This window comes from Flammeovirga sp. AWQ4_249 (genome assembly GCF_056161045.1).
In genome coordinates, this window is record NZ_JBSWYJ010000056.1 from 1 (window position 1) to 21346 (window position 21346).

At 31.1% G+C, this 21346-nt stretch carries 18 protein-coding genes and 1 pseudogene; 10 read left to right on the plus strand and 9 right to left on the minus strand.

The genetic code is table 11. From position 1 onward, the window contains the following. Positions 1-102: 102 nt before the first annotated feature. From ACXAHM_RS23710 to ACXAHM_RS23720, 3 genes and pseudogenes are all read right to left on the minus strand, one after another. The gene (locus ACXAHM_RS23710) at positions 103-837 is read right to left on the minus strand and encodes a sulfatase/phosphatase domain-containing protein (protein ID WP_474965894.1); all 735 of its coding nucleotides are present in this window, start codon (positions 835-837) and stop codon (positions 103-105) included. Between the two features lie 107 nt (positions 838-944). Further along, positions 945-1238: a hypothetical protein gene (locus tag ACXAHM_RS23715; RefSeq protein ID WP_474965897.1), complete on the minus strand. Its 294-nt coding sequence runs from the start codon at positions 1236-1238 to the stop codon at positions 945-947. Continuing rightward, positions 1136-1456 (minus strand): annotated as a pseudogene (locus tag ACXAHM_RS23720) (hypothetical protein); the annotation flags it as partial. The pseudogene ACXAHM_RS23720 and the gene ACXAHM_RS23715, both read right to left, overlap by 103 nt. Before the next feature lie 416 nt (positions 1457-1872). Between ACXAHM_RS23720 and ACXAHM_RS23725 the strand changes: the two are divergent. From ACXAHM_RS23725 to ACXAHM_RS23755, 7 genes are all read left to right on the plus strand, one after another. Further along, positions 1873-2475 (plus strand): YdeI/OmpD-associated family protein, encoded by a 603-nt coding sequence (locus tag ACXAHM_RS23725; RefSeq protein ID WP_474965900.1) that lies wholly within the window; start codon positions 1873-1875, stop codon positions 2473-2475. A gap of 341 nt (positions 2476-2816) precedes the next feature. After that, a complete protein-coding gene (locus ACXAHM_RS23730) occupies positions 2817-3107 on the plus strand; it encodes a hypothetical protein (protein ID WP_474965903.1) in 291 nt (96 codons plus the stop codon). A 134-nt stretch (positions 3108-3241) separates the two neighbouring features. Beyond that, on the plus strand, positions 3242-4132 hold the full coding sequence (gene folD / locus ACXAHM_RS23735; RefSeq protein WP_474965905.1) for a bifunctional methylenetetrahydrofolate dehydrogenase/methenyltetrahydrofolate cyclohydrolase FolD: 891 nt from the start codon (positions 3242-3244) through the stop codon (positions 4130-4132). 105 nt (positions 4133-4237) lie between these two features. After that, positions 4238-4882, plus strand: a complete 645-nt coding sequence (locus tag ACXAHM_RS23740; protein WP_474965907.1) for a 7-carboxy-7-deazaguanine synthase QueE — start codon at positions 4238-4240, stop codon at positions 4880-4882. Between the two features lie 70 nt (positions 4883-4952). Further along, positions 4953-6821 (plus strand): TrkH family potassium uptake protein, encoded by a 1869-nt coding sequence (locus tag ACXAHM_RS23745; protein WP_474965910.1) that lies wholly within the window; start codon positions 4953-4955, stop codon positions 6819-6821. A 94-nt stretch (positions 6822-6915) separates the two neighbouring features. Then, a complete protein-coding gene (locus ACXAHM_RS23750; protein ID WP_474965913.1) occupies positions 6916-7929 on the plus strand; it encodes a pirin family protein in 1014 nt (337 codons plus the stop codon). A gap of 150 nt (positions 7930-8079) precedes the next feature. Continuing rightward, the gene (locus ACXAHM_RS23755; protein ID WP_474965916.1) at positions 8080-9468 is read left to right on the plus strand and encodes a hypothetical protein; all 1389 of its coding nucleotides are present in this window, start codon (positions 8080-8082) and stop codon (positions 9466-9468) included. A 36-nt stretch (positions 9469-9504) separates the two neighbouring features. On the opposite strand, the gene ACXAHM_RS23760 is transcribed toward ACXAHM_RS23755, so the two are convergent. Beyond that, a complete protein-coding gene (locus tag ACXAHM_RS23760) occupies positions 9505-11598 on the minus strand; it encodes an SEL1-like repeat protein (RefSeq protein ID WP_474965919.1) in 2094 nt (697 codons plus the stop codon). 419 nt (positions 11599-12017) lie between these two features. Between ACXAHM_RS23760 and ffh the strand changes: the two genes are divergently transcribed. Further along, positions 12018-13388 (plus strand): signal recognition particle protein, encoded by a 1371-nt coding sequence (gene ffh / locus ACXAHM_RS23765; protein ID WP_474965921.1) that lies wholly within the window; start codon positions 12018-12020, stop codon positions 13386-13388. Positions 13389-13458: 70 nt separating this feature from the next. Here ffh and ACXAHM_RS23770 read toward each other — a convergent pair whose 3' ends face one another. The 4 genes from ACXAHM_RS23770 to ACXAHM_RS23785 all read right to left on the minus strand — a co-directional run bounded on the left by ACXAHM_RS23770 (position 13459) and on the right by ACXAHM_RS23785 (position 16653). Continuing rightward, positions 13459-13848 carry a methylglyoxal synthase gene (locus tag ACXAHM_RS23770; protein ID WP_474965925.1) on the minus strand — a complete coding sequence of 130 codons (390 nt, stop codon included), beginning with the start codon at positions 13846-13848 and terminating at the stop codon, positions 13459-13461. A gap of 130 nt (positions 13849-13978) precedes the next feature. Next, positions 13979-15214 carry a hypothetical protein gene (locus ACXAHM_RS23775; RefSeq protein ID WP_474965929.1) on the minus strand — a complete coding sequence of 412 codons (1236 nt, stop codon included), beginning with the start codon at positions 15212-15214 and terminating at the stop codon, positions 13979-13981. Between the two features lie 121 nt (positions 15215-15335). Then, the gene (locus ACXAHM_RS23780) at positions 15336-16166 is read right to left on the minus strand and encodes a hypothetical protein (protein ID WP_474965931.1); all 831 of its coding nucleotides are present in this window, start codon (positions 16164-16166) and stop codon (positions 15336-15338) included. A 22-nt stretch (positions 16167-16188) separates the two neighbouring features. After that, positions 16189-16653: a GreA/GreB family elongation factor gene (locus ACXAHM_RS23785; RefSeq protein WP_474965933.1), complete on the minus strand. Its 465-nt coding sequence runs from the start codon at positions 16651-16653 to the stop codon at positions 16189-16191. A 186-nt stretch (positions 16654-16839) separates the two neighbouring features. Between ACXAHM_RS23785 and ACXAHM_RS23790 the strand changes: the two genes are divergently transcribed. Further along, positions 16840-18240 (plus strand): lipopolysaccharide biosynthesis protein, encoded by a 1401-nt coding sequence (locus ACXAHM_RS23790; protein WP_474965935.1) that lies wholly within the window; start codon positions 16840-16842, stop codon positions 18238-18240. Here ACXAHM_RS23790 and ACXAHM_RS23795 read toward each other — a convergent pair. Then, positions 18221-19726 carry an MBOAT family O-acyltransferase gene (locus tag ACXAHM_RS23795; protein ID WP_474965938.1) on the minus strand — a complete coding sequence of 502 codons (1506 nt, stop codon included), beginning with the start codon at positions 19724-19726 and terminating at the stop codon, positions 18221-18223. The two genes, ACXAHM_RS23790 and ACXAHM_RS23795, sit on opposite strands and share 20 nt — an antisense overlap. Before the next feature lie 211 nt (positions 19727-19937). Here ACXAHM_RS23795 and radA point away from each other — a divergent pair, with 211 nt between their 5' ends. After that, positions 19938-21344: a DNA repair protein RadA gene (gene radA / locus ACXAHM_RS23800; protein ID WP_474965941.1), complete on the plus strand. Its 1407-nt coding sequence runs from the start codon at positions 19938-19940 to the stop codon at positions 21342-21344. The last annotated feature ends 2 nt before the right edge of the window (positions 21345-21346 follow it).

Sequence of the window (21346 nt, forward strand, 5' to 3'; positions counted from 1 at the left end):
TATCACTTTTAAAATGTATCATAAAAGTTGTTCTTCTTGAAAAAAGAAACTTAATTATGAACTGAGAAAGAAATTAAACTCTGAATTAAAACGAGACAGCGTTCAGTTTACACTCCCTTTTTTATCAGCCTTTTTATTACTTTCTAATTTATATCCAATTGATGCTCCTTTAGTGGTACATTCAATTTGTATTCTTCCATCTTTAATTTTTATTTTAGGAGTATCAGTTGTCGGTTTTTCTGGTGCATTATTCCAAAGCTGTGCAATGAGTTTTCTTTCTGGTAGATTTGGTTGATCACCTATAGTTTTTATCCATCTATCCATTTCATCGCTGAGTTCTTCTACATTTTTTGCATATTTTGGATCATTAGCTAGATTATTTAGTTCATGAGGATCATTTAGACAATCAAATAATTCCTCCTTAGGCTTCTCTTTTCTAAACCATAAACTCTGAATGTCATCCAGTTCGTTATTATCTCTCATTCTCAATAATTCTTTCATCATTGGAATTTTTTCTCTGTATTTTATAGATAAATAATAACCCTGTTCAGGTCTATAATTTCTTATATATTTAAATTGATGGTCTCTTACAGCCCTAATTGCATCAGTTTTTTCATCAAAACGATCAGCAGCAGCATGAATATATTCCCTTTTCTCTGTTTTACTATCTATAAAATTTCGACCATCTAAATAAGAGGGTAGTTCTTGATGTGTAAGTGTTAAAGTAGTAGGAACAAAATCAACAAAACTGATTAATTGATCATCTACAGTACCAGCATTTAATTGATTTGGGAAACGAATAATTAATGGAACTTTAAGTCCACTATCATACAACAATCTCTTTTGTCTCGGTAAAGGTCCTCCATGTTCAGAATAATAAAAAAGATAATTGTACTTTCCAATAAACCATCTTTTTCAAGGTCATCTAGAATCTTACCTACTTGTTAGTCCATCTCTGCTATATTATTATACATCTTCCATAAGTCATGTTTTGTAATGTCATTTTTTGGTAAGTAGGGAGGAATATTAAAATCTGTCTCTTTTGATAAGTGTTCAGGAAATGTTAATGATGTATCTTTCTTATTATATCTTTTAGTTCGATCACCTGCATTATAATGCCTTAGTTCTTTCACTTTCATTTTGTAGGGCTCAAATAACCCTGACTCATGCGTTGTATTAAAATTAAATACAGCAAAAAAGGATTGATCTTGTTTTCTATTTTTCCAATGGGCATACATTGAATTCTCATCCCAAGCTGTAACAGGTTCTTAAATTGGTAATCTGTCTTATAATTATTTGTACAATAATAGCCACCCTTACGCATGAGTTCACTTAGCATCTTTACTTCAGGATCAGGAACAGCTTCATACTTTGGTAATTTTGTTTGCTTGGTATTGCTATGCGTTCTCATGTGATTCGCACCTTGACCTGATGGATATTTCCCCGTTGCCAAGGTAAATCGACTTGGAGCACATACACCCGCGGTTGAATAAACATTTGTATACCTTACACCTTCCTAAGCTAAGCTGCTAATATTAGGTGTTTCAATAGTAGAATCACCATATGCTGCTAAATAGGGACTTATATCTTCACAATCCAGCCAAAGAATATTATACTGTTTATTTCATGTTAATTCAGCTTTTTAATTGTTTCTACTTAAATATGATAAATTTTGAATTGAAAAAAGGTTTAAAAAGTTTCAATTTTCTTGTTATTTTGATTCAAAACTTGATTTCCTATTGATATGAGGTATTTGAGAAGAGTCTCTTATATGTTTTCTATCTAATTAAATATTATTTTTCATTACAATGTAATAGTAGAATTCTCCAAAAAAAAATTTAAATTATTGGTGTAATAAAATTGACAAACACTATGAAAAAATATAATCCGGTAGAAGACTATATCTTAGCTTCAGAACAATGGAGAGAGGCTTTAAATTATTTACGAAGTATCCTTGTAGAAACTGAATTAGAGGAAGGCGTAAAATGGGGTGCTCCAATCTATATGATTAATGAAAAGAATGTAATTGGAATGGCATCTTTTAAGTCTTATGTTGGATTGTGGTTTCATCATGGAGCAATATTAAAAGACAAAAATAATGTTTTAATCAATGCTCAAGAAGATAAAACAAAAGCGCTGAGACAATGGAGGTTTGCTTCAATTGAAGAATTAAAAGAACAAACAGAAGCTATTAAAAGTTATGTTCAGGAAGCAATTCAAAATCAAAAGGAAGGAAAAGTTGTTGAAATAGATAGAACGCCTAAGCCATTAATCCTTCCTAATGAATTAGTAGATGCTTTTGTAAAAGATAAAGAATTAGAAACTGCTTTTAAGGCTTTATCCTTGACAAAAAAGAGAGAATATGGCGAACATATTGCTACTGCAAAAAGAGAGGCAACACGTTTAGCAAGAATAGAAAAGATAATTCCAATGATTAAAGAGGGAATAGGATTAAATGATAAATATCGAAAGTAGATAAAGTCTATTTATATTCATTCTTAAAAATATGTTAAATACTTTCGTGTCAAAATAAAGAAATTATGAAAAAGATAGCAGTACATTTTTATACACCACAAAGAATTTCTCTTTGCGAAAGCAGAGAAGAGGTGGTTATTATATGAAGCTATTTTTGAATAATATATTTTCGAAAAGGTCTTATTGCTTCATGCATTAAGACCTTTTTTATGTTTCACACTTTAAATTTTAATTGATATGACATCAATTTTCAAACATGATCTTCCTTCAGTCGAGGAAGTAAAACAACAATTTTATATCAAAGTCAAATTTCAAAAACAAAAACATCAAAAATTAAAACAATGAAAAAATTATCCATTTTTTATATGACCCTTTTAGTTGGGTTGAGTCTATTTATTTTCTTCTACCCAAACATATGCTTAGCTATCCTAGAAACTATATTATATCTAGGAAGTACAATTATTTTTGTGCTATTACCATTTATTCTTTTTAGAAAGGAAAGTGATTCCTCAGTAAAAGAGGTCGTTACTCATTCAAAGCCAAAAATTAATACAATAAAAACTACCTTAATTAATAAGAAAGAAAATGAAGCTACTTATATGACAATCTATAAAGTGGATCATTCTCCTTAAGGTTTAAAAAGGGATTATTTTGAAAAAAAATAATGTTTACAAATAAAAAATAGGACAATTTGTATAAAAAAGAGACGAAAGTCACTATTTTTACGTGTCTAATAAAATTTTTTAGAATAATCTCAGACAATTCCATGCAACTAATTGACGGAAAAGCGACTTCAAATGCGATTAAAGAAGAAATTGCTGAAGAAGTAAGAAAACTGACTGCCGAAGGAGGCAAGAAACCACATTTAGCCGCTATTTTAGTTGGTGAAGACGGGGCAAGTAGAACTTATGTTAATCATAAAGTAAAATCTTGCGAACAAGTTGGATTTGATTCAACATTGTGCAAGTTTGATGCTGATATTTCAGAGGAAGAACTTTTAAACGCAATCGATGAATTAAATAATAACGATGACATTGATGGCTTTATCGTTCAATTACCACTTCCAAAACATATTGACGAGACGAAAGTCACAGAAGCAATTGACCCGAAGAAAGACGTTGATGGATTTCATCCGGCTAACTTGGGTAAAATGATGTTAGGATTACCTACATTTTTACCTGCAACACCTTATGGTATTGTACAATTATTAGATCGATACAATATCGAGACATCTGGAAAGAAGTGTGTTATAGTAGGACGCTCTCATATTGTGGGTACTCCTATGAGTTTATTAATGTCTAGAAACAGTAAAGTAGGAAACTGTACTGTTACATTGACACATAGTAGAACACAAAATTTGAAAGAAGAATGTCTTCAAGCTGATATTCTGATAGTAGCATTAGGAAAAGCAGAATTTGTAACTGCTGAAATGGTAAAAGAAGGAGCAGTTGTAATCGATGTGGGTATCACTAGAATTGAAGATTCCTCAAAAAAATCAGGTTTTTCATTAAAAGGTGATGTGAAGTTTGACGAAGTAAGTGAAAAAGCAAGTTGGATTACACCTGTTCCAGGAGGAGTAGGACCAATGACGGTTGTTTCTCTGTTAATGAACACATTAGAATCTGTTAAAAGAAAAACTGTTAAGGAAACAATATAAACGTTTAAAATTGCATTTTTTTTACGAAATTTGCATTTCGAGTCCTTCAAGGGTTCCCTCACCCCTTGAAGGACTTTTTAATACATATACTAAAAAGGACATTTAATGGTTAAGCATTTAGAGTATTCAACAAAAGAAAGAGTCGAGAAAGGTCTTTCGCTTCCAGTTATGGAAGCTTTTTATACAATTCAGGGAGAAGGTAGATTTACAGGGCATGCTGCTTATTTTATCCGTTTGGCGGGTTGTGATGTAGGGTGTGTTTGGTGTGATGTGAAAGAATCTTGGGAACAAGATAAACATCCTGTATTAGATGTTGAAGAAATAGTTGAAGATGCAAAAGCTCATCCTGGACGATTAGCAATAATCACAGGTGGTGAACCATTAATGCATGAGTTAGGTCCTCTAACTAAGCGTTTAAAAGAAGAAGGATTCCAAATTAACATTGAGACTTCAGGTGCTCATCCACTAAGTGGCGATTTGGATTATATCTGTTTATCTCCTAAAAAGTTCAAATTACCCGTTGAAGAAGTGTATCAAGCGGCAAATGAATTTAAGGTCGTAGTTTATAATAAAGCTGATTTTAAATGGGCTTTAGAGCTTTCTGAAAAATTGACTTCTAGTTGTAAATTATATATTCAGCCAGAATGGTCAAAAAGAGATAAGATTACACCTCTAATTGTTGAATTTGTAAAAGAGAATCCTGAGTGGCAATTATCTTTACAAACACACAAATACATCGATATTCCATAGATTTTTCAAGATTTTCGATATTCATTTCTTTATAGTTGTTATATTTGATCTCTATAACTATTAATCTTATATGGGTTCAAATACGAATGACTTCATAAATCAATGGCTGCTAAAGTATCAACTGTCTGTTTATAAGTACGAAAGGGTAGCATCTGTTATCAATAGTTTATTTGCAGTAGTTTTATTGATTTATTATTATGGTTTCTTTATCAAAGAAGAGGATCTAAGAATTTTACTATCTTTTTTAGATGTTATTTTTTTAGTATCAAGTATTTCTTATTTACTAAGATTCATCTTTTCAAGTCATCGTTTTACTTTTTTAAAATCAACCTTTGTAGAAGGGACATTCATTTTCTTTATTGCCTTTAATGGACTTTTTCATTACTTTTTTGGGATAAGACTTTTAGAGGAAATTTTAGCTAGTTTCTGGTCTAGTAATCCATTTTTAGAATACGTCAATACACTATATTTTTTCGTATTCGTTCTTGTATGTATAGAAATAACAAAGAGTTCTTCTACACTTTCAGAACTTAAGGTAAAGCCTTCCACAACATTCATTTTTAGTTTTATACTGTTAATTCTTTTTGGAACATTTGGTCTAATGTTGCCAGCTTGTTCAATTGGAATCGATGAAAGTATGCCTTTTCTTGATGCTTTATTTACCTCAGTAAGTGCTTCATGTGTAACCGGTTTAGCTGTTGTCGATACAGGGCAGTACTTTACTTTTAAAGGACAATTAGTAATTCTTTTTTTAGCTCAATTGGGGGGGATAGGTATTGTCTCTTTTGCAACTTTCTTTGCAACATTCCTTTCAAAAGGTGTGAGTTTGAAACATAAGACAATTATCCAAGACGTGTTGAGTAGTGAAGATTTGTCTTCAGCAACAGGTTTACTACGAAAAGTTATTTTTCTAACATTATTAATAGAAGCATTAGGATCAGTATTTATCTTTTTTTCTTGGGATGATGCATTAGTTTTTAACAATTTATTCCAAAAGATATTTTATTCTATCTTTCATTCAATTTCAGCATTTTGTAATGCAGGATTTAGTTTATTTCCAGATAGTTTGAATACCTATATAAAGTCTTCTGAAACTACCCAATTTAATACTCCAGGAATGTATGTTGATTTAAGACATATGTATGGATTACATATGGTAATTGGAATAATAATCATATTTGGAAGCTTTGGTTTTACTACTATCGAAGAAATTTTTTCTCCAAAAAAAATCCTTGAAAGAATAAAAAATCCGTGGAAGAAATTTTCAATTGGTACTTCTATATCTCTTTATTCCACTTTTATTTTAATTCTAATTGGAATGGTTGCCGTTTTCTTTTTAGAAATTGATGAACTAAGAGAAGATAGGACATTAATTGAGTCATTAATAGCTTCTTTTTTCCAATCTGTAACGACACGTACTGCAGGTTTTAATTCAATGGATTTTGGGAGTATGAAGCCTTCGACCATCATCGTTATGATATTCCTAATGTTTATTGGTGCTGCTCCAGGTTCAACAGGTGGAGGTATTAAAAGTAGTACGTTCTATGTTTTATTATTATCATCAATAGGCATTATCAGAGGTCAAGAAAGGATAGTTGTAAGAAAAAGAACTATTAGTAATGATAATATCAAAAGGTCATACTCAATCTTTATGTTTGCAGCAACATACAATATTGTAGCTATCTTTATCTTAACGATTACGGAGTTAGATAATCCTAATATTGATATTCTTCCCTTAGTTTTTGAACAAATCTCTGCATTTGGAACAGCTGGTTTAAGCATGGGTATAACTGGAGAACTATCTTCCATTGGAAAAGTTATAATTATACTATCCATGTATATTGGTAGAGTAGGTACACTTACGCTAGCCTTAGCCTTAAGTTCGACTGTTCAAACAAATAAATTCCAATATCCCGAGGCTCATGTTATGGTAGGTTAAATAAAAATGTGAGCCAATAGAAAATTTGGAATTATTTAATTTTATTATTATATTTGTTTAAACAAATAACGTATAGACAATAATTAATAATATAATGTGTAATAAAATATATACTGTTCAGCCAATTGGAGCACAATGGCCTACTTTAGATCCATTTTTATTTACAGCACATCATAGAGATAATTATCCTAGTGGCAATGAAGATTTATCAATTAATGCTTCATTAAGTGGTAGAAATATAGGTTCGGATTTTTCTGGGAAAGATGGGTATAGTATGTATCATGGTAAAAAAATACCTGGTTTTCCATACCACCCACATAGGGGATTTGAAACTGTTACAATTATTGAGGAAGGATTGGCAGATCATTCGGATTCATTAGGGTCGGCAGGTAGATTTGGAGAAGGTGATGTTCAATGGATGACAGCTGGAGCAGGTGTTCAACATTCTGAAATGTTTCCAATGGTGAATACAGACAAAGGTAATCCATTAGAGTTATTTCAAATTTGGTTGAATTTACCAAAGAAAGATAAAATGGTTACACCTCATTATAAGATGTTATGGCATGAGGATATTCCAATAGTCAAAGAAGAAGATGTTAATGGAAATCCAATAGAGGTAAAAATTGTAGCAGGAGAATACCATAATAACACTCCATTAAGACCTACTCCAAATTCTTGGGCCAATCAAGAAGACCATAAAGTTGCAATTTGGAGAGTGAAATTATCTCCAAATTCAGAATGGCAGATTCCTACTGAGACTGGAGATGTGAATAGAGTCCTTTACTTTTACAGAGGAAAGAATGTGACAGTTGAAGATAAAGAGGTAGATGTAAACAGTCTTTTTCATCTAAATCCTGAAGAAAATATAACTGTTAAAGCTGGTGACACTGATACTTATGTACTTCTTCTACAAGGTGTCCCTATCAATGAGTCTGTTGCTCAGCATGGTCCATTTGTGATGAACACTAAAGAAGAATTACAACAGGCTTTTGACGATTATCAAAGAACAGAATTTGGTTGTTGGCCTTGGGAGCAACAAGAAATGGTACATGATAAAAATAGAGGTAGGTTTGCCTTACATGCAGATGGAAAATTAGAAGAAAAATAGATTTAAAGGAGATGATTCAGTTCATCTCCTTTTTTATTGCTCAATAATGAAAATTTATATTAAATGATTTGTTTAAAATAAATATCTAACGAAGTTTGTATTCAACCGTTTATCTATTGTTGATTACAAAATTTGATTTTTTAATAATTCATGAAATATAATTTATCATACCTTTTTATTCTGTCAATTCTCTTTTTTGTTTCTTGTGACAAAGAACCAGAAGGGACAAATCAATTAACTAAAGATCAGTTAAGACATTTAGTAGGTATTGATCAGGCATATGTTTATACAACTCCTGATAACTTTAATTCTACATTTAACTATTCTGAAAATTCAGCAGCGCCAACTGCTATCGATATCAATAGTCAAACAAACGAAGAAGAGGATGATAAATATAGACCTCAAGATAGAGTTAATGTTATTGGAACTTCAAATATGAGTTTAACTGGTAAATCTATCCTTGAGAATGCGAATGTAGAGATGAAAGGAAGTTCTGGAGTGCCAAGAGCAAGATTTGAAATAACTACATCAGATCCTAATATATACTTTTACTGTGATTTGAATGGCATTTATGATCAATTGTACAGTAAATATATGACTTTAGAATCCAAAACAGTGAATTATGTATCCTATGATGATGTGTATGTTTTTAATGCTACAAAAGCAGCTAGTCTAGGTTTTGATTTTAATGGATTTAAAGAAATATGGTTTGCAAAAGATTATGGATATATTAAAATAGAACTAGATCCTGCTATTGAAGGAGTTCCATCAGAATTTGATTTAGAAATTGTAACAACTTTTGAAATTCCAGGTATTGAAGACCCAATCACAAGCACAGGAGTTGTTGCTTATTACTATGAAGGTTCGTCAGTTGATGCTCCACCATTATTAACACAACAACAATTATCTGAGCTGATTAATAAAAAGACACTATCAGATGAAGAAATATTATATGATGCAAATTTAAGGACAAATATTAATACGTTAAGAAGCTCATTCGTAGGAGGTGAGTTACAATGGGCAAATTATATTTATAATGACCTTAGACTAGATTCAGCAACCATAATTAAATATAATTTATCTTATGATGAAGTTAGTCAACAGATTTTTGCAATTACAAATAGCAATGAAGAACAACCTCCTTTTGTAGGTGATGATTCATTGACAATAGGAGCCATTAAATGGAATGAATTTTACATCTCCCATATTAGCGAGTTAAATGAAGATATTTATGCAACTAAAACAGGTGAGCCTTTTGCAATTGGTGATTCTTTAAGTATACATGGTGACTTTGAAAATCTTCTTGGGTTTGAATTAAGTTCAACTATTGAAAAAGGAACCGCAGAATTGGTTACACCAAAAGGTGTGATCTATGGAGATATTTCTTCACTTGTAACTACATTACTCATAGATTCATTACACAACCCTCAATTGGGAGGGAATTATGAGGATCGAGTATTTTTATTAGATCCAAGATATTCAACCATAGGAACTCATTCTAATCCACAAGATGGAGTTGCAGTATTAAGAGTTCAATAAAAAAAGCCTCATTTCTGAGGCTTTTTTTATTTTAGATTAATTCATACAAAGATCTTCAAACTTCGATTCAATCTTAATGCCGAGAGCTTTTGCTTTCTGAAAGACATTACAAGCTTTGTATTTATCTCCTTTTTTAAAGTAGAGTTTTGCTTGTGTATAAAATAATTCTCCTTTTATTTCTGAGTAATCTTTTTTAAACCCTTTCAATTGGCTGAAATCATCAGATTTAGCTAGAGCAATATCAATTTGTAATAAGGCACTATTTATTTCATCAATTTCTGCATAAGATTGAGCTTGTTTATTTAATACTTCAATAAATTCTTTATGATTACCAGATGCTTCATCAAAACTTTTAATGTATAAGTCATATTGCTTAATTGCTTCAATAAATTTCTCTTCCTTATATTGAACATCTGCAATAACAAGATAAGCTTCAGGATTTGTATCTGTATTGTTGCTATTTAGAGCGATAGATCTCGTCATATATTGACTTGCATATGTGATTGCCTCTGCAGTTTCAGCATTTTCAGACTTGATGGTATTACTGTCTCTATCAGCATATAATTGAGCCATTCTTAGGTATGCATCTTGATTCCCAAGAGCAATAGCTTCTTTATAGTGACTTTCAGCACGTTCCAAATCAGGCATTGTTTGACATTTCCCTTCTTTGTAGATGTCACCTAAATATAATTGAGCTTCAGCTGATTTTTGTTCACCAGCCTTATTTAACCAATTAATTGCAGCTACTTTATTTTTATTGAAATAATATTTTCCAAGCATTAGTTGTGCTTCAAGGTCACCTTCTTTTGCTAGATAGGTGGCATATTCCAAATCACTTTTATCAAGGTATTTTGAGATGTCATATTGTTGTAATGCAACTTTAGCAGATACAACACCATGGTTAGCGGCTTTCATATACCATTTTATTGCAATCTCTTCGCTTTTAGCAACACCTTCACCAATAGCATACATATTTCCTAATAAATACTCAGCAGAATCAGAACCTACATATGCAGCTTGTCTTCTCCATTTAAAAGCAGAAGAAGCACTTTTTTGTAAAGGAGGAATTCCATTAATGTATTGATCTGATAATGCTATCATAGCAGGTTGGTAATCTTGTAAAGCTGATCTTTGACAATATTCAATCTTTTTTAATAAATCATTTTCAGAAGGATTACTCTTGGTATTATAATATTCAAATAATGAGAATTGAGCTTCTGCATCATTCAAAATTGAAGCTTTATAGACTAAGTAATCCATGTTATCAGAAGAGGCAAAAGTTTTTACGTCCATTGTTGATAACAATTCTATGGCAGGTTGATTTCCTTGTATTGCAGATTTTAATAAATAATAAATAGCTTTCTCTGTATCTTTATTACTCAATAACCCTTCTTTATAAAATAAAGCAGTTTGATATTGGGCATTGTCATTTCCGTCATCTGCAGCTTCCTGAAGAAGTGTAAAACTTTTATTTAAATCTTTTGGGACTTCATTACCAGTTTTATAGGCCATTCCTAAGGCATATTTAGATTGAGGATTTCCATTATTACCTAAGTATTTCTGACAAATAATGTCATTATCTTTATTCCTGTAATTTTCAATATTTAGTTTTCCTAATATTTCGTCAGTACCGTTAATATTTTCATTCCATGCCCTTAAATAATGATATATTGCTCTATTTGTATCTTTTGATATATATTTACCATCACTATAATAATTACCAAGTTTGAAATGTGCTTTACCAATCTTTCCTTTTGAAGCAATATCAAAAAGTTTAATGGCTTCGGCATATTCTTTTTTATCTTCTTTGATTAAAGCAAGTTGTAAAGCAGCTTCAGGATGTCCTTGTAAAGCAGCTTTTTCATAATATTGAATTGCCTTTTTAATGTTCACTTTTTCAATCTCACCCTTTTCATAGATTTGCCCAAGTTGATACCAAGCATTAGGATCATTGTTGAATTTAGCTTGTTTCTTTAGCTGTTCAATATCTTGAGCGAAAGTGTTTATTGAAATTGATAAAGTGATAAGGAGTAAAGAAAAAAAGATACTATTTCGGCATACAGAAATAAAGATCTTTTCTAAAGATTTTAATGATTTGTTTGAAACTATATTATTATAGATGTGACGCATAAAAATCGTATTAATATTATCGCCTTTAGGTATATTTTATTTAGAAAAGGCCATAAATTTTATCTGATATATACTATAACTTTAAAAGACACAATTTTCTTATGTAATGAGGGGATATTTTTCACTTTTTCATGAGATAAAGGGCTATTTTTTTCTACATCAGTGCCTTATTTATAATAAAACATTGATTTTAATTTATTTTAAAGAACCAGGGGATTATAATTTAAGCAATAATTTTAAAATTATATAATTTGTAATGTCCTAATAGTTAGAGAAATAGTAATTTATTCCATTTTTTTAGGGCATTTAATTCAAAATAATCACTATTCATCTAAAGGATTTATTGTAATTGATAGCTTTAAATTTTATTTTTGCACATTAATGAGAAATAGTATTCATACAAGGAATTCATAATATATATGTTTGATAATCTTAGTAACAGGATTGATCGTGCCATTAAAAACTTAAAAGGTGAAGGATCAATCAGTGAAATTAACGTTGCATCAACTGTAAAAGAGATTCGTCGAGCTTTACTAGAAGCCGACGTAAACTTTAAAGTAGCTAAAGAAATTACGAACGAAATTCGTGAGCAAGCTTTAGGAGAAAATATTCTTATCGATGTAAAACCAGGTCAATTATTTACAAAAATTGTAAGTGATAAGTTAACAGAATTGATGGGTGGCGAAATGGTTGCATTCACTCCACAAGGAAATCCTGCTACAGTTTTGATTTCAGGTTTACAAGGTTCGGGTAAAACTACTTTTACAGGTAAGTTAGGTTCGAGATTAAAAAAACAAGGCCAACAAGTATTATTAGTAGCAGCTGATGTTTACAGACCTGCCGCTATTGATCAGTTGGAAACATTAGGTGAACAAATTGGTGTGGATGTTTACACTGAACGTGAAAACAAAAATCCAGTTGAAATTGCTCAAAATGCTGTAAAGCACGCAAAAGCTAATGGTAAAAGTATCGTTGTAGTCGATACAGCTGGTCGTTTAGCTGTAGATGAACAAATGATGGCAGAGATTGAAGCAGTGAAAGCAGCTTTAAATCCTTCTGAAACTTTATTTGTAGTAGACTCAATGACTGGTCAAGATGCGGTTAACACTGCTAAGACCTTTAATGACCGTCTAGATTTTGACGGTGTTGTTCTAACAAAGTTAGATGGTGATACTCGTGGTGGTGCAGCTCTTTCTATTCGTAGAGTAGTTGACAAACCAATCAAGTTCATCTCAACTGGAGAGAAATTAGAAAATACATTAGATGAGTTCTATCCTGATCGTATGGCTCAACGTATCCTTGGTATGGGTGACGTTGTTTCATTAGTAGAAAGAGCTCAGCAAGCATTTGATGAAGAAGAGGCTAGAAGATTAAACAAGAAACTACGTAAAAACCAATTTGATTTTAATGACTTGTTATCTCAAATCCAACACATCAAAAAGATGGGTGATTTGAAAGATTTGATTGGAATGGTTCCAGGTTTAAATAAAATGGTGAAAGATCAAGAAATTGATTCAGATGCATTTAAGCCAGTAGAAGCGATCATCCAATCAATGACTCCTTACGAAAGAATGAATCCAGATAGCTTAAACCAGTCTCGTAAGAAGCGTTTAGCTAATGGTTCAGGTACTTCAGTACAACAAGTGAATAACTTGATCAAACAATTCGAAGAGATGCGTAAGATGATGAAGAAAGTGAACAAAATGTCAGGAATTCCTGGCATGGGCAATAAAATGAAAGGAAAAAAGAAAGGATCTTTAAGAAGCCGTCTAGGTGGTAGGAAAAAATAATTTTTTCTAAAGTCAAAAAAGCAATCAATTTATGAAATTGATTGCTTTTTTTATGTCTAATAAGTAGTAATTACTTATTTAAAAAATCTCTTATTCCTTCCATTAATAAATGTCCTGAAGAAGGATTTGTTGCTAATGGTACATCGTATAAATCACAAACTCTCATAAGCATTTGCACGTCTGGTTCATGTGGATGTTTTCCAAGAGGATCTCTAAAGAAAAATACAGCATCTACATCACCTTCAGCTACTAATGCTGCAATTTGAGCATCACCACCTTTAGGTCCAGATAATTTACAGTCTACTTCTAAACCAGCTTTTTTTAAATGGCTACCTGTAGTGCCTGTAGCAACAATGCTCATTCCTTGTAAAATATCCATATGGTCCTTGAAGAAACCTACCATATCTGCTTTCTTGCCATCATGGGCAATCATTGCTACTTTTTTAAATTGAGTATGCATCCTTAATTTTTAAGTTTGTTAATTTCTTTATTAAAAAATGGCATGCCTTTATAATTGAATAAAAGCATGCCCTAAAATACGATCTTATTTCATTAAAATTGTATGATCTTAATTACTTTAAGTTGAATTTTTATTCCTGAAGTTCAGGTTCAGTTAATTTCTTTTCGTCTTCAGCGTCTTTTTCTTCAATCCACTCTTTGTAGAATAATAACCCTTGTTCTAAAGCATACATATAGAATGATAGAATAAGAACTGTTAGGTGAATATTAAATAGTGTATATGATATAATAGACATAACAGCAAAGTAGACAAGATAGAATAATGAATCTTGTAAAAGTTCTACTAAGAAATGATCTGACGCAAAAAACTTATTCATAAAGACAGTAATAGGATCTTTAAAAGTTAATGCCTTATGAGATATATAAGTAAAGCATAAGAAAATAAATATAAAGAAGCCTAATGTGATTTTATTATAGCCTTTTTCAAGTGTGATGAAAGCATTAGTTAGGATAAGTGGACCCGGCATAAACCCATAAATAGTTTTATGAATATCTCGATCTTCAAAATCACCTAAAACGATAATTCTATCTTTTGTAAATTCCTCAACTAAGAATGGTGGCATATTTAGTAATTCGTGCATTTGTATATAAGTGTAGTTGTTAGCTACAAACAAGTCGTATGGACGAATTGGATAATCTAAGATATATCCATTAAGCATGTAATTATCTCTGAATTTACTGAAAAAATAGCCTCTTTCTAAAGTGTCGCCATAAATTTGCTCAGCAATTAGTAGGGGTGTTGTCTTTAAAGAATCACCTTGCATAAGATGATATTTTAAAGTAATTGTTTCTTCATGATTTAATTCTTGAACTTGTAAATCAGATAATCCTAGAGGAACATCAACTACAGGATAGTGGGGTTCATTATTTTTACCTTTATGATAAGATACAATTGTATTTTTTGCCTTTTGAAATTCAGCTTCCATTAAGCTGTCATCCTCTGATTTATCATAAAAACGGATATCGACAAGTAGGAATTCGTGATTGTCAGGTTTTTGATTAAGAATTTGAAGAAATTTAGTCACAGACTTTCTGTTTGTGATATCAACATTACCAATTACAAAATCATTTGTATCTACTTTTGCAGTAAGGTCTTTTTCCCATGAGCAATTGACAAATAAAAATCTATCTTTTGATGGTTTTTCTTCAGCTTTGAATAGAGCATTTTTAGTAGCTGACATTAACTCAATTAAAAGAATCTCATCGGGCATGACATATACGATAGTCATATAGAAAAGTAAACCGATCATCATTATCATTGCATTGAATGAAGAAATTCCCCACATGAGAAATTTGTTCTTCTGCATCCTAAAAATCAATCGATTGTTTGTCTTTTTGGAAGTCATAGTAAATAATTAAAAAATAAAAAATCATAAAAAAAGCAAGACAATAATAATGCCTTGCTCTTCTTAAAGGGTTATTAATTAATTAAATAATCCCTTCTTCTTTGATCCATTCATTGAACATGTTAAAATCAGTCTGTCCATAGATATCTAAGACATATTGATAAAGTTCATTTTCAATTTCAGTACCCTTTACTTCTTGATTAGTTTCTAAGAAAAATTTCAAAGAAGTCAATTCTTCTTTCAATTGGCTTTCATCTACGAAAATTGGATCGAAACTACCAATATGATCTATTTTTCTAGATTCTTTAACAACATAATAAACATCTACTGTTTCAATTGATTTACGATCAGCACCTTCAAAGATAATGTCTTTTTCAATTAATAATCTATTGTCACCATAATTTGGAATCCAACGGTTGTATACATCTTCACCTGAAGTAAATCTTAAAGCCATTTGACTTTCCTCACTTAGTGGATATTTCGTCTTGTTAATTTCTAGAATTATTGAATCTGTAATGAAAACATATGGAGATCCATTAAAATAATCTGAAATGTCTGCAACAGTTTCTAAAGTTACGCTACGCGTACTCATTTGTTTATTTGATTGAATAGGGAAAAGTACCTCAGAAACCAAACTCATGAACTCACCTGTAGCAGATTTTTTACTTTTACTACCATCTAATAACATTTTACCAGTTGATTTTCCAATTACAACGGCTTTTGCATTTGTGGAGTTAAATGTAAGTGAGGCGTCCTTTGCAATCATGTCACCAACTTTTATGTTGACATTATTTGTTGTATTAAGGATGTCACCGCTTACGTGTAAAACATATAAGTCTTGTGCTAGGGTAAAGTTAGAAATCAGTAGTCCGATTACTAAGAATAAAAAATTTTTATTAGATGATAAGTTCATAGTAATTAAAATAATGGTTACGTTAATATTTAACCTTTAATATCGTAAATATTTTTTTACCTGCAGGTGTTACTACTTCAACAGTATTCCCAACAGATTGATTCAATAAAGATTTCCCAATAGGAGAGGCGATACTGATACTTTGTTTTTTGATATCTGCTTCATCTGGACCAACAAGTCTCAGTGTCATTTCTCTATTTGTTTGATCCTTAAAAGTGACATAAGCACTAAACATTGCTCTGCCTTCGTCTACTTTTTGATCAAATACTTTAAGTGTATTAATTCTTCTACGTAAGTAGGTAAGTCTTCCATCAATCTCACGCAGTTTTTTCTTTCCGTAAATATATTCAGCATTTTCAGAACGGTCACCCATTGCGGCAGCGTCACTTACTGCTTGAGTAACCACTTTTCTCTCTTCCCAAATCTCATGCACTTCATTTTGCAGAGATTCCATGCCTTCTTTTGTAATATAAGCTGATTTATTCATCTTGTAAGTCTAAATTAATGAACAAAAATATGAATAAATAGGGAACTTAAAATAACGTTTACTAAATTTTCTTAGAAAAATGTCTGCTATTTCATTTTAAATAAGTGTAGAAACGAATAATTAAGTTAAAAGTTTGAATACAATTTTTATTCCTATTTATTTGATGGTTTGTTGAATGAAATTTCTATGCTGAAAAAAATCCTATCAAATAGTTTCATTTATGGTGTTGCTCCACAAATCATTGGATTAGTGAATATGTTGATGTTACCAATTTTGACACCAAAATTAACTGCTACAGATTATGGTGTATATGGTGTCATTAACGCTTTACTTTCAGGTTTTGCTATTCTTCAATTTTTAGGATTAACAGTAGAGATTTCAAACGCTTATTATTATTACCCCAATAAATATTCCTGGCATTGGAGGAAAATCCTTGGTTTATTAATCTATTGGAATATTCCTTTTCTTCTTTTCCAAAATATTGTTCTGTGGTTTGTTATACCTAATTCGGTAGGAACTTTAAAAATAGAAATTTTACTATGGACAAGTATACCCATTCTTTTTAGTTCCACTTTTTCATTCATAGGTTCTATCTATTATCATTTGACTTTAAATGCCAAACCAATTTTTTACAGAACAATTCTTGTTGGACTACTTGTAGTAGGAATGAACTATTACGCCATTGTTATCCAAAATTATGGTTTCATGGGGTGGATTTATGCAAATAGTTTGGGGACAATAATGATGGGATTAACCTTCGTAAATGTTTTTTATAAATTGAAATTGCATCCAATATTTTTGAAATGGTCTAAATTAAAAGTATTATCTGTAAAAGGTTTAAAAACAGTACCTTATCATTTTTCTTCCTATATACTAGAATCTTCAGATCGTATTCTTCTTGAATGGATGGGAGTGCCTATTACTCAAATTGGTAGATATAATCTAAGTAATTCTATTGGAAACAGAATGTTTCAACTAAGTAAAGGATATGACATTGCTTTAGCACCTCTTATTGTAAAATTATATCAAACAAAAAATTACAAAAGAATAAAGAATATCTTATTTTCAAGCATACTCTTTTTTTTACTGGGAACTATAATTCTATCTATTTGGACAAAAGAAATTTTTGATCTTTTAATTAGAAATAAGCAACTAACAGAAATTTATCCAATTGCTATTTTTCTTATTATGGCAATAAATTACAGACCGTTATCAATTGTATCTAATGCAATTTTAGAGTACAAAGAAGAAACAACATTTCTATCTAAATTATCTACCATAATCACTGTAATTAATATTACTTTAAATATTATTTTGATCCACTATTTTGGAATAAAAGGTGCGGCTATATGCACTTTAGTTTCTTATCTTATTTATGGAGTTTGGCCTTATTTATTGAAAAATAAGAACATAAAATTAATATCGAAATTTCAGCTTTTTATGTATTTGATATTAGTAGGAGTAAGTACATGTAGTGTATTGATTTTTGTAGAACAAGAAGTAATGCATAAGTTAACTATAACCATACTTTTATCTTCAATCATGACAATTATCTTACTAAGTGTTTTTAGAACTGAAAATAAATAAAAGGCTGAATATCTGAAGATCTACTTTGAAACAGAACAAAACCAATAAAAAATAAGAAGCTAGCTTTTGCGAAGTCAGGCATAGCAATAAACTCTATAGCAACAGTATCTTTCCATTTTTGAGGAATCCAGTGTATTACAAATCCTAATAGCATAATTGAAAAAACTAAACGATAGGCTACAATGACTTCCATTGCAATTGATAAATCAATATTTGTTGTAATCTGAGAAATCATACTAGAAGCATGTTGCATGTCTTCAGCACGGAAGTAGATCCAAGCAAAACAAATAAAATGAAAGGTGATAAAACCTGAAATATACTTTGTATAGTTATTTTGAGGAATTCTACCTTTGGTATTTTCTTTCCAGACTTTATGAATGGCTAATCCAAATCCGTGTAAAGCGCCCCATATAATAAATCTGAAATGTGCACCATGCCACAACCCACCTAATAGCATGGTTATGATTAAGTTTATATAAGTTCTAATTTTTCCTTTTCGGTTTCCACCTAATGGAATATATAGATAGTCTCTTAGAAAAGAAGAAAGAGAGATGTGCCACCTTCTCCAAAAATCAGTAATATCTAAGGCTTTATAAGGAGAATTGAAATTTAACGGGAGTTTAAATCCAAGTAAAACTGCTACACCAATTGCTATATCTGTGTACCCTGAAAAGTCGCAATAAATTTGAATAGCATACCCATAAGCAGCCATTAAATTTTCAAAACCTGAATAAGACCAAGGAGATTCAAAAATACGATCTACAAAATTGATTGAGATATAATCTGATATCAGAATCTTTTTTACAAGACCACCAATAATTAGGAATAAAGCATGTCCAAATTCACTTTCACGAACTTTATAAGCATTATATATTTGAGGAATAAATTCAGATGCTCTAACAATTGGGCCAGCGACAAGTTGAGGAAAAAAACTAACGAATAGTGCAAAATCCCAAATTGAATCCACAGGTTTTATATCGCCTCTATAAATATCTACGGAGTAACTTATCGTTTGAAATGTATAAAATGATATCCCAATTGGTAAGAAAATATTGGACGTGTCCATTGCTGTACCAAAAATTGAATTGACGAAAACAGCAAGGTAATTTTCAGATTCAATATGGAATCCAAATAACTCATTTAATCCTTCAGTAAAGAAAAAAGTGTACTTAAAATAAGCTAATAAACTGAGATTAATAAAAGCACTTAAGAATACGAGTTTTTTTCTCCTTTGCTTATCTGTAGAATTGAATATGGCATTGCCAATGTAAAAATCAACAATAGTTGAGAAAATCAATAAAATAAAATAGAAGCCACTAGACTTATAATAAAAGAACATACTTGCCGCTAATAGAAGGTAGTTTCTAGCAGTAATATTCTTATAAATAAATTGATAGGTAATAATGATCGCACCAAAGAGTACCCAAAAGGCAACCTGTGTAAATAAAAGAGGGTCATTTTTAGAATATGTAACTAATTCTAGCATCTTTCTATCAAAATTATCTTAGATCAAAAAAATCTATGTTGAAAAAATAGGTCTGTAATATCGAATTTACCTTATTTATGCATATTATCGTACAGGAATATAATTTTTTTCATAAAAACATACTTAAAGCACTAATACTTTAAGTGAAAAATTAAGCTTAACATACATAGTAAGTAGTTTCAAACTATTTATTTTAAAATAAAATACTGAAATGGCGAAGAAGGTAAAATCAGCATATTTTTGTCAAAGTTGTGGGTTTGAATCTCCAAAATGGCAAGGGAAATGTCCATCATGTAATGAGTGGAACTCTTTTGTGGAAGAAATTATTCAAGATGAAACGCCTAAGAAAGGTAGTTGGAAAATGTCATCTTCAACTGATAGGTCTGGAGGATATGTAAATGCTAAACAAGAAACCGCAAAGCCAATCAAAATTAATGAAGTTAAATTTGAAAAAGAAGGTAGAATTGTAACGCAAGACGAAGAATTAAACCGTGTTTTAGGAGGTGGAATTGTACATGGATCAGCAGTTATGATTGGGGGTGAGCCTGGTATTGGGAAATCTACTTTGATGTTACAAATTGCTTTATCTTTGAAAGATAAACAAGTGTTATATGTATCAGGAGAGGAAAGTGGGCAACAAATTAGACAGAGAGCTGAAAGATTACCTTATTCATCTAAAGAAACGTATGTTCTAACTGAAACAGACACCTCTAAAATTTTCACACATGTCGAAAAAATGACTCCTGATGTCATGGTAGTAGATTCCATTCAAACATTAGTTTCTCCATTTTTAGAAGCAGCAGCAGGTAGTGTTTCTCAAGTGAAAGAATGTGCTGCAGAAATGATACGTTTTGCAAAAGATACTGGTACTCCTGTATTAATGATTGGTCATATTACAAAGGAAGGAAGTTTAGCAGGGCCTAAAGTACTTGAGCATATGGTTGATACAGTGCTTCAATTTGAAGGGGATCGTCATATGACGTATAGAATCCTTCGTACCGTTAAAAATAGATTTGGATCTACATCTGAATTAGGGATCTACGAAATGATTGCAAGTGGATTGAGAGAAGTAAGTAATCCTTCTGAAATACTGTTATCTCAAAGAGATGATGGATTGAGCGGTATAGCTATTGGTACGGTTATGGAAGGTAATAGACCATTATTAGTTGAGATTCAATCTCTCGTTACACCTTCAGTATATGGAAACCCTCAAAGAAGCCCAACAGGGTATGATGCTAAACGATTAAATATGCTTCTGGCGGTTTTAGAAAAGAGAAGTGGTTATAAATTAAACTTTTCTGATGTATTTCTAAATGTTGCAGGAGGATTAAGAGTAGAAGATCCTGCAATTGATTTAGCAGTAGTTGCTTCTTTAATTTCATCTTTTGAAGATATCTCAATAGAATCTACGACATGTCTAGCAGCAGAAGTAGGTTTGGGTGGTGAAGTTAGGGCTGTTTCTAGAATTGAAAATAGAATTGTCGAAGCCGAAAAACTTGGTTTTAAAGAGATGTATATTTCAAAATATAACATTAAAGGTCTAGACATTAAGAAATATAAGATGAAGGTTATACCTGTTGGTACTGTAGCGGAAATGGCAGAAAAACTTTTTACATAATC

Excerpts from the sequence above, each read along its gene's own strand:
- ACXAHM_RS23785 (WP_474965933.1), bottom strand. The coding sequence starts at position 16,653 with ATGAATAAATCAGCTTATATTACAAAAGAAGGCATGGAATCTCTGCAA.
- ACXAHM_RS23795 (WP_474965938.1), bottom strand. The coding sequence starts at position 19,726 with ATGCTAGAATTAGTTACATATTCTAAAAATGACCCTCTTTTATTTACA.
- radA (WP_474965941.1), top strand. The coding sequence starts at position 19,938 with ATGGCGAAGAAGGTAAAATCAGCATATTTTTGTCAAAGTTGTGGGTTT.
- ACXAHM_RS23755 (WP_474965916.1), top strand. The coding sequence starts at position 8,080 with ATGAAATATAATTTATCATACCTTTTTATTCTGTCAATTCTCTTTTTT.
- ACXAHM_RS23750 (WP_474965913.1), top strand. The coding sequence starts at position 6,916 with ATGTGTAATAAAATATATACTGTTCAGCCAATTGGAGCACAATGGCCT.
- ACXAHM_RS23770 (WP_474965925.1), bottom strand. The coding sequence starts at position 13,848 with ATGCATACTCAATTTAAAAAAGTAGCAATGATTGCCCATGATGGCAAG.
- ACXAHM_RS23725 (WP_474965900.1), top strand. The coding sequence starts at position 1,873 with ATGAAAAAATATAATCCGGTAGAAGACTATATCTTAGCTTCAGAACAA.
- ACXAHM_RS23760 (WP_474965919.1), bottom strand. The coding sequence starts at position 11,598 with ATGCGTCACATCTATAATAATATAGTTTCAAACAAATCATTAAAATCT.
- folD (WP_474965905.1), top strand. The coding sequence starts at position 3,242 with ATGCAACTAATTGACGGAAAAGCGACTTCAAATGCGATTAAAGAAGAA.
- ACXAHM_RS23745 (WP_474965910.1), top strand. The coding sequence starts at position 4,953 with ATGGGTTCAAATACGAATGACTTCATAAATCAATGGCTGCTAAAGTAT.
- ACXAHM_RS23740 (WP_474965907.1), top strand. The coding sequence starts at position 4,238 with ATGGTTAAGCATTTAGAGTATTCAACAAAAGAAAGAGTCGAGAAAGGT.
- ACXAHM_RS23715 (WP_474965897.1), bottom strand. The coding sequence starts at position 1,238 with ATGTATGCCCATTGGAAAAATAGAAAACAAGATCAATCCTTTTTTGCT.
- ACXAHM_RS23790 (WP_474965935.1), top strand. The coding sequence starts at position 16,840 with ATGCTGAAAAAAATCCTATCAAATAGTTTCATTTATGGTGTTGCTCCA.
- ffh (WP_474965921.1), top strand. The coding sequence starts at position 12,018 with ATGTTTGATAATCTTAGTAACAGGATTGATCGTGCCATTAAAAACTTA.
- ACXAHM_RS23730 (WP_474965903.1), top strand. The coding sequence starts at position 2,817 with ATGAAAAAATTATCCATTTTTTATATGACCCTTTTAGTTGGGTTGAGT.
- ACXAHM_RS23780 (WP_474965931.1), bottom strand. The coding sequence starts at position 16,166 with ATGAACTTATCATCTAATAAAAATTTTTTATTCTTAGTAATCGGACTA.
- ACXAHM_RS23775 (WP_474965929.1), bottom strand. The coding sequence starts at position 15,214 with ATGCAGAAGAACAAATTTCTCATGTGGGGAATTTCTTCATTCAATGCA.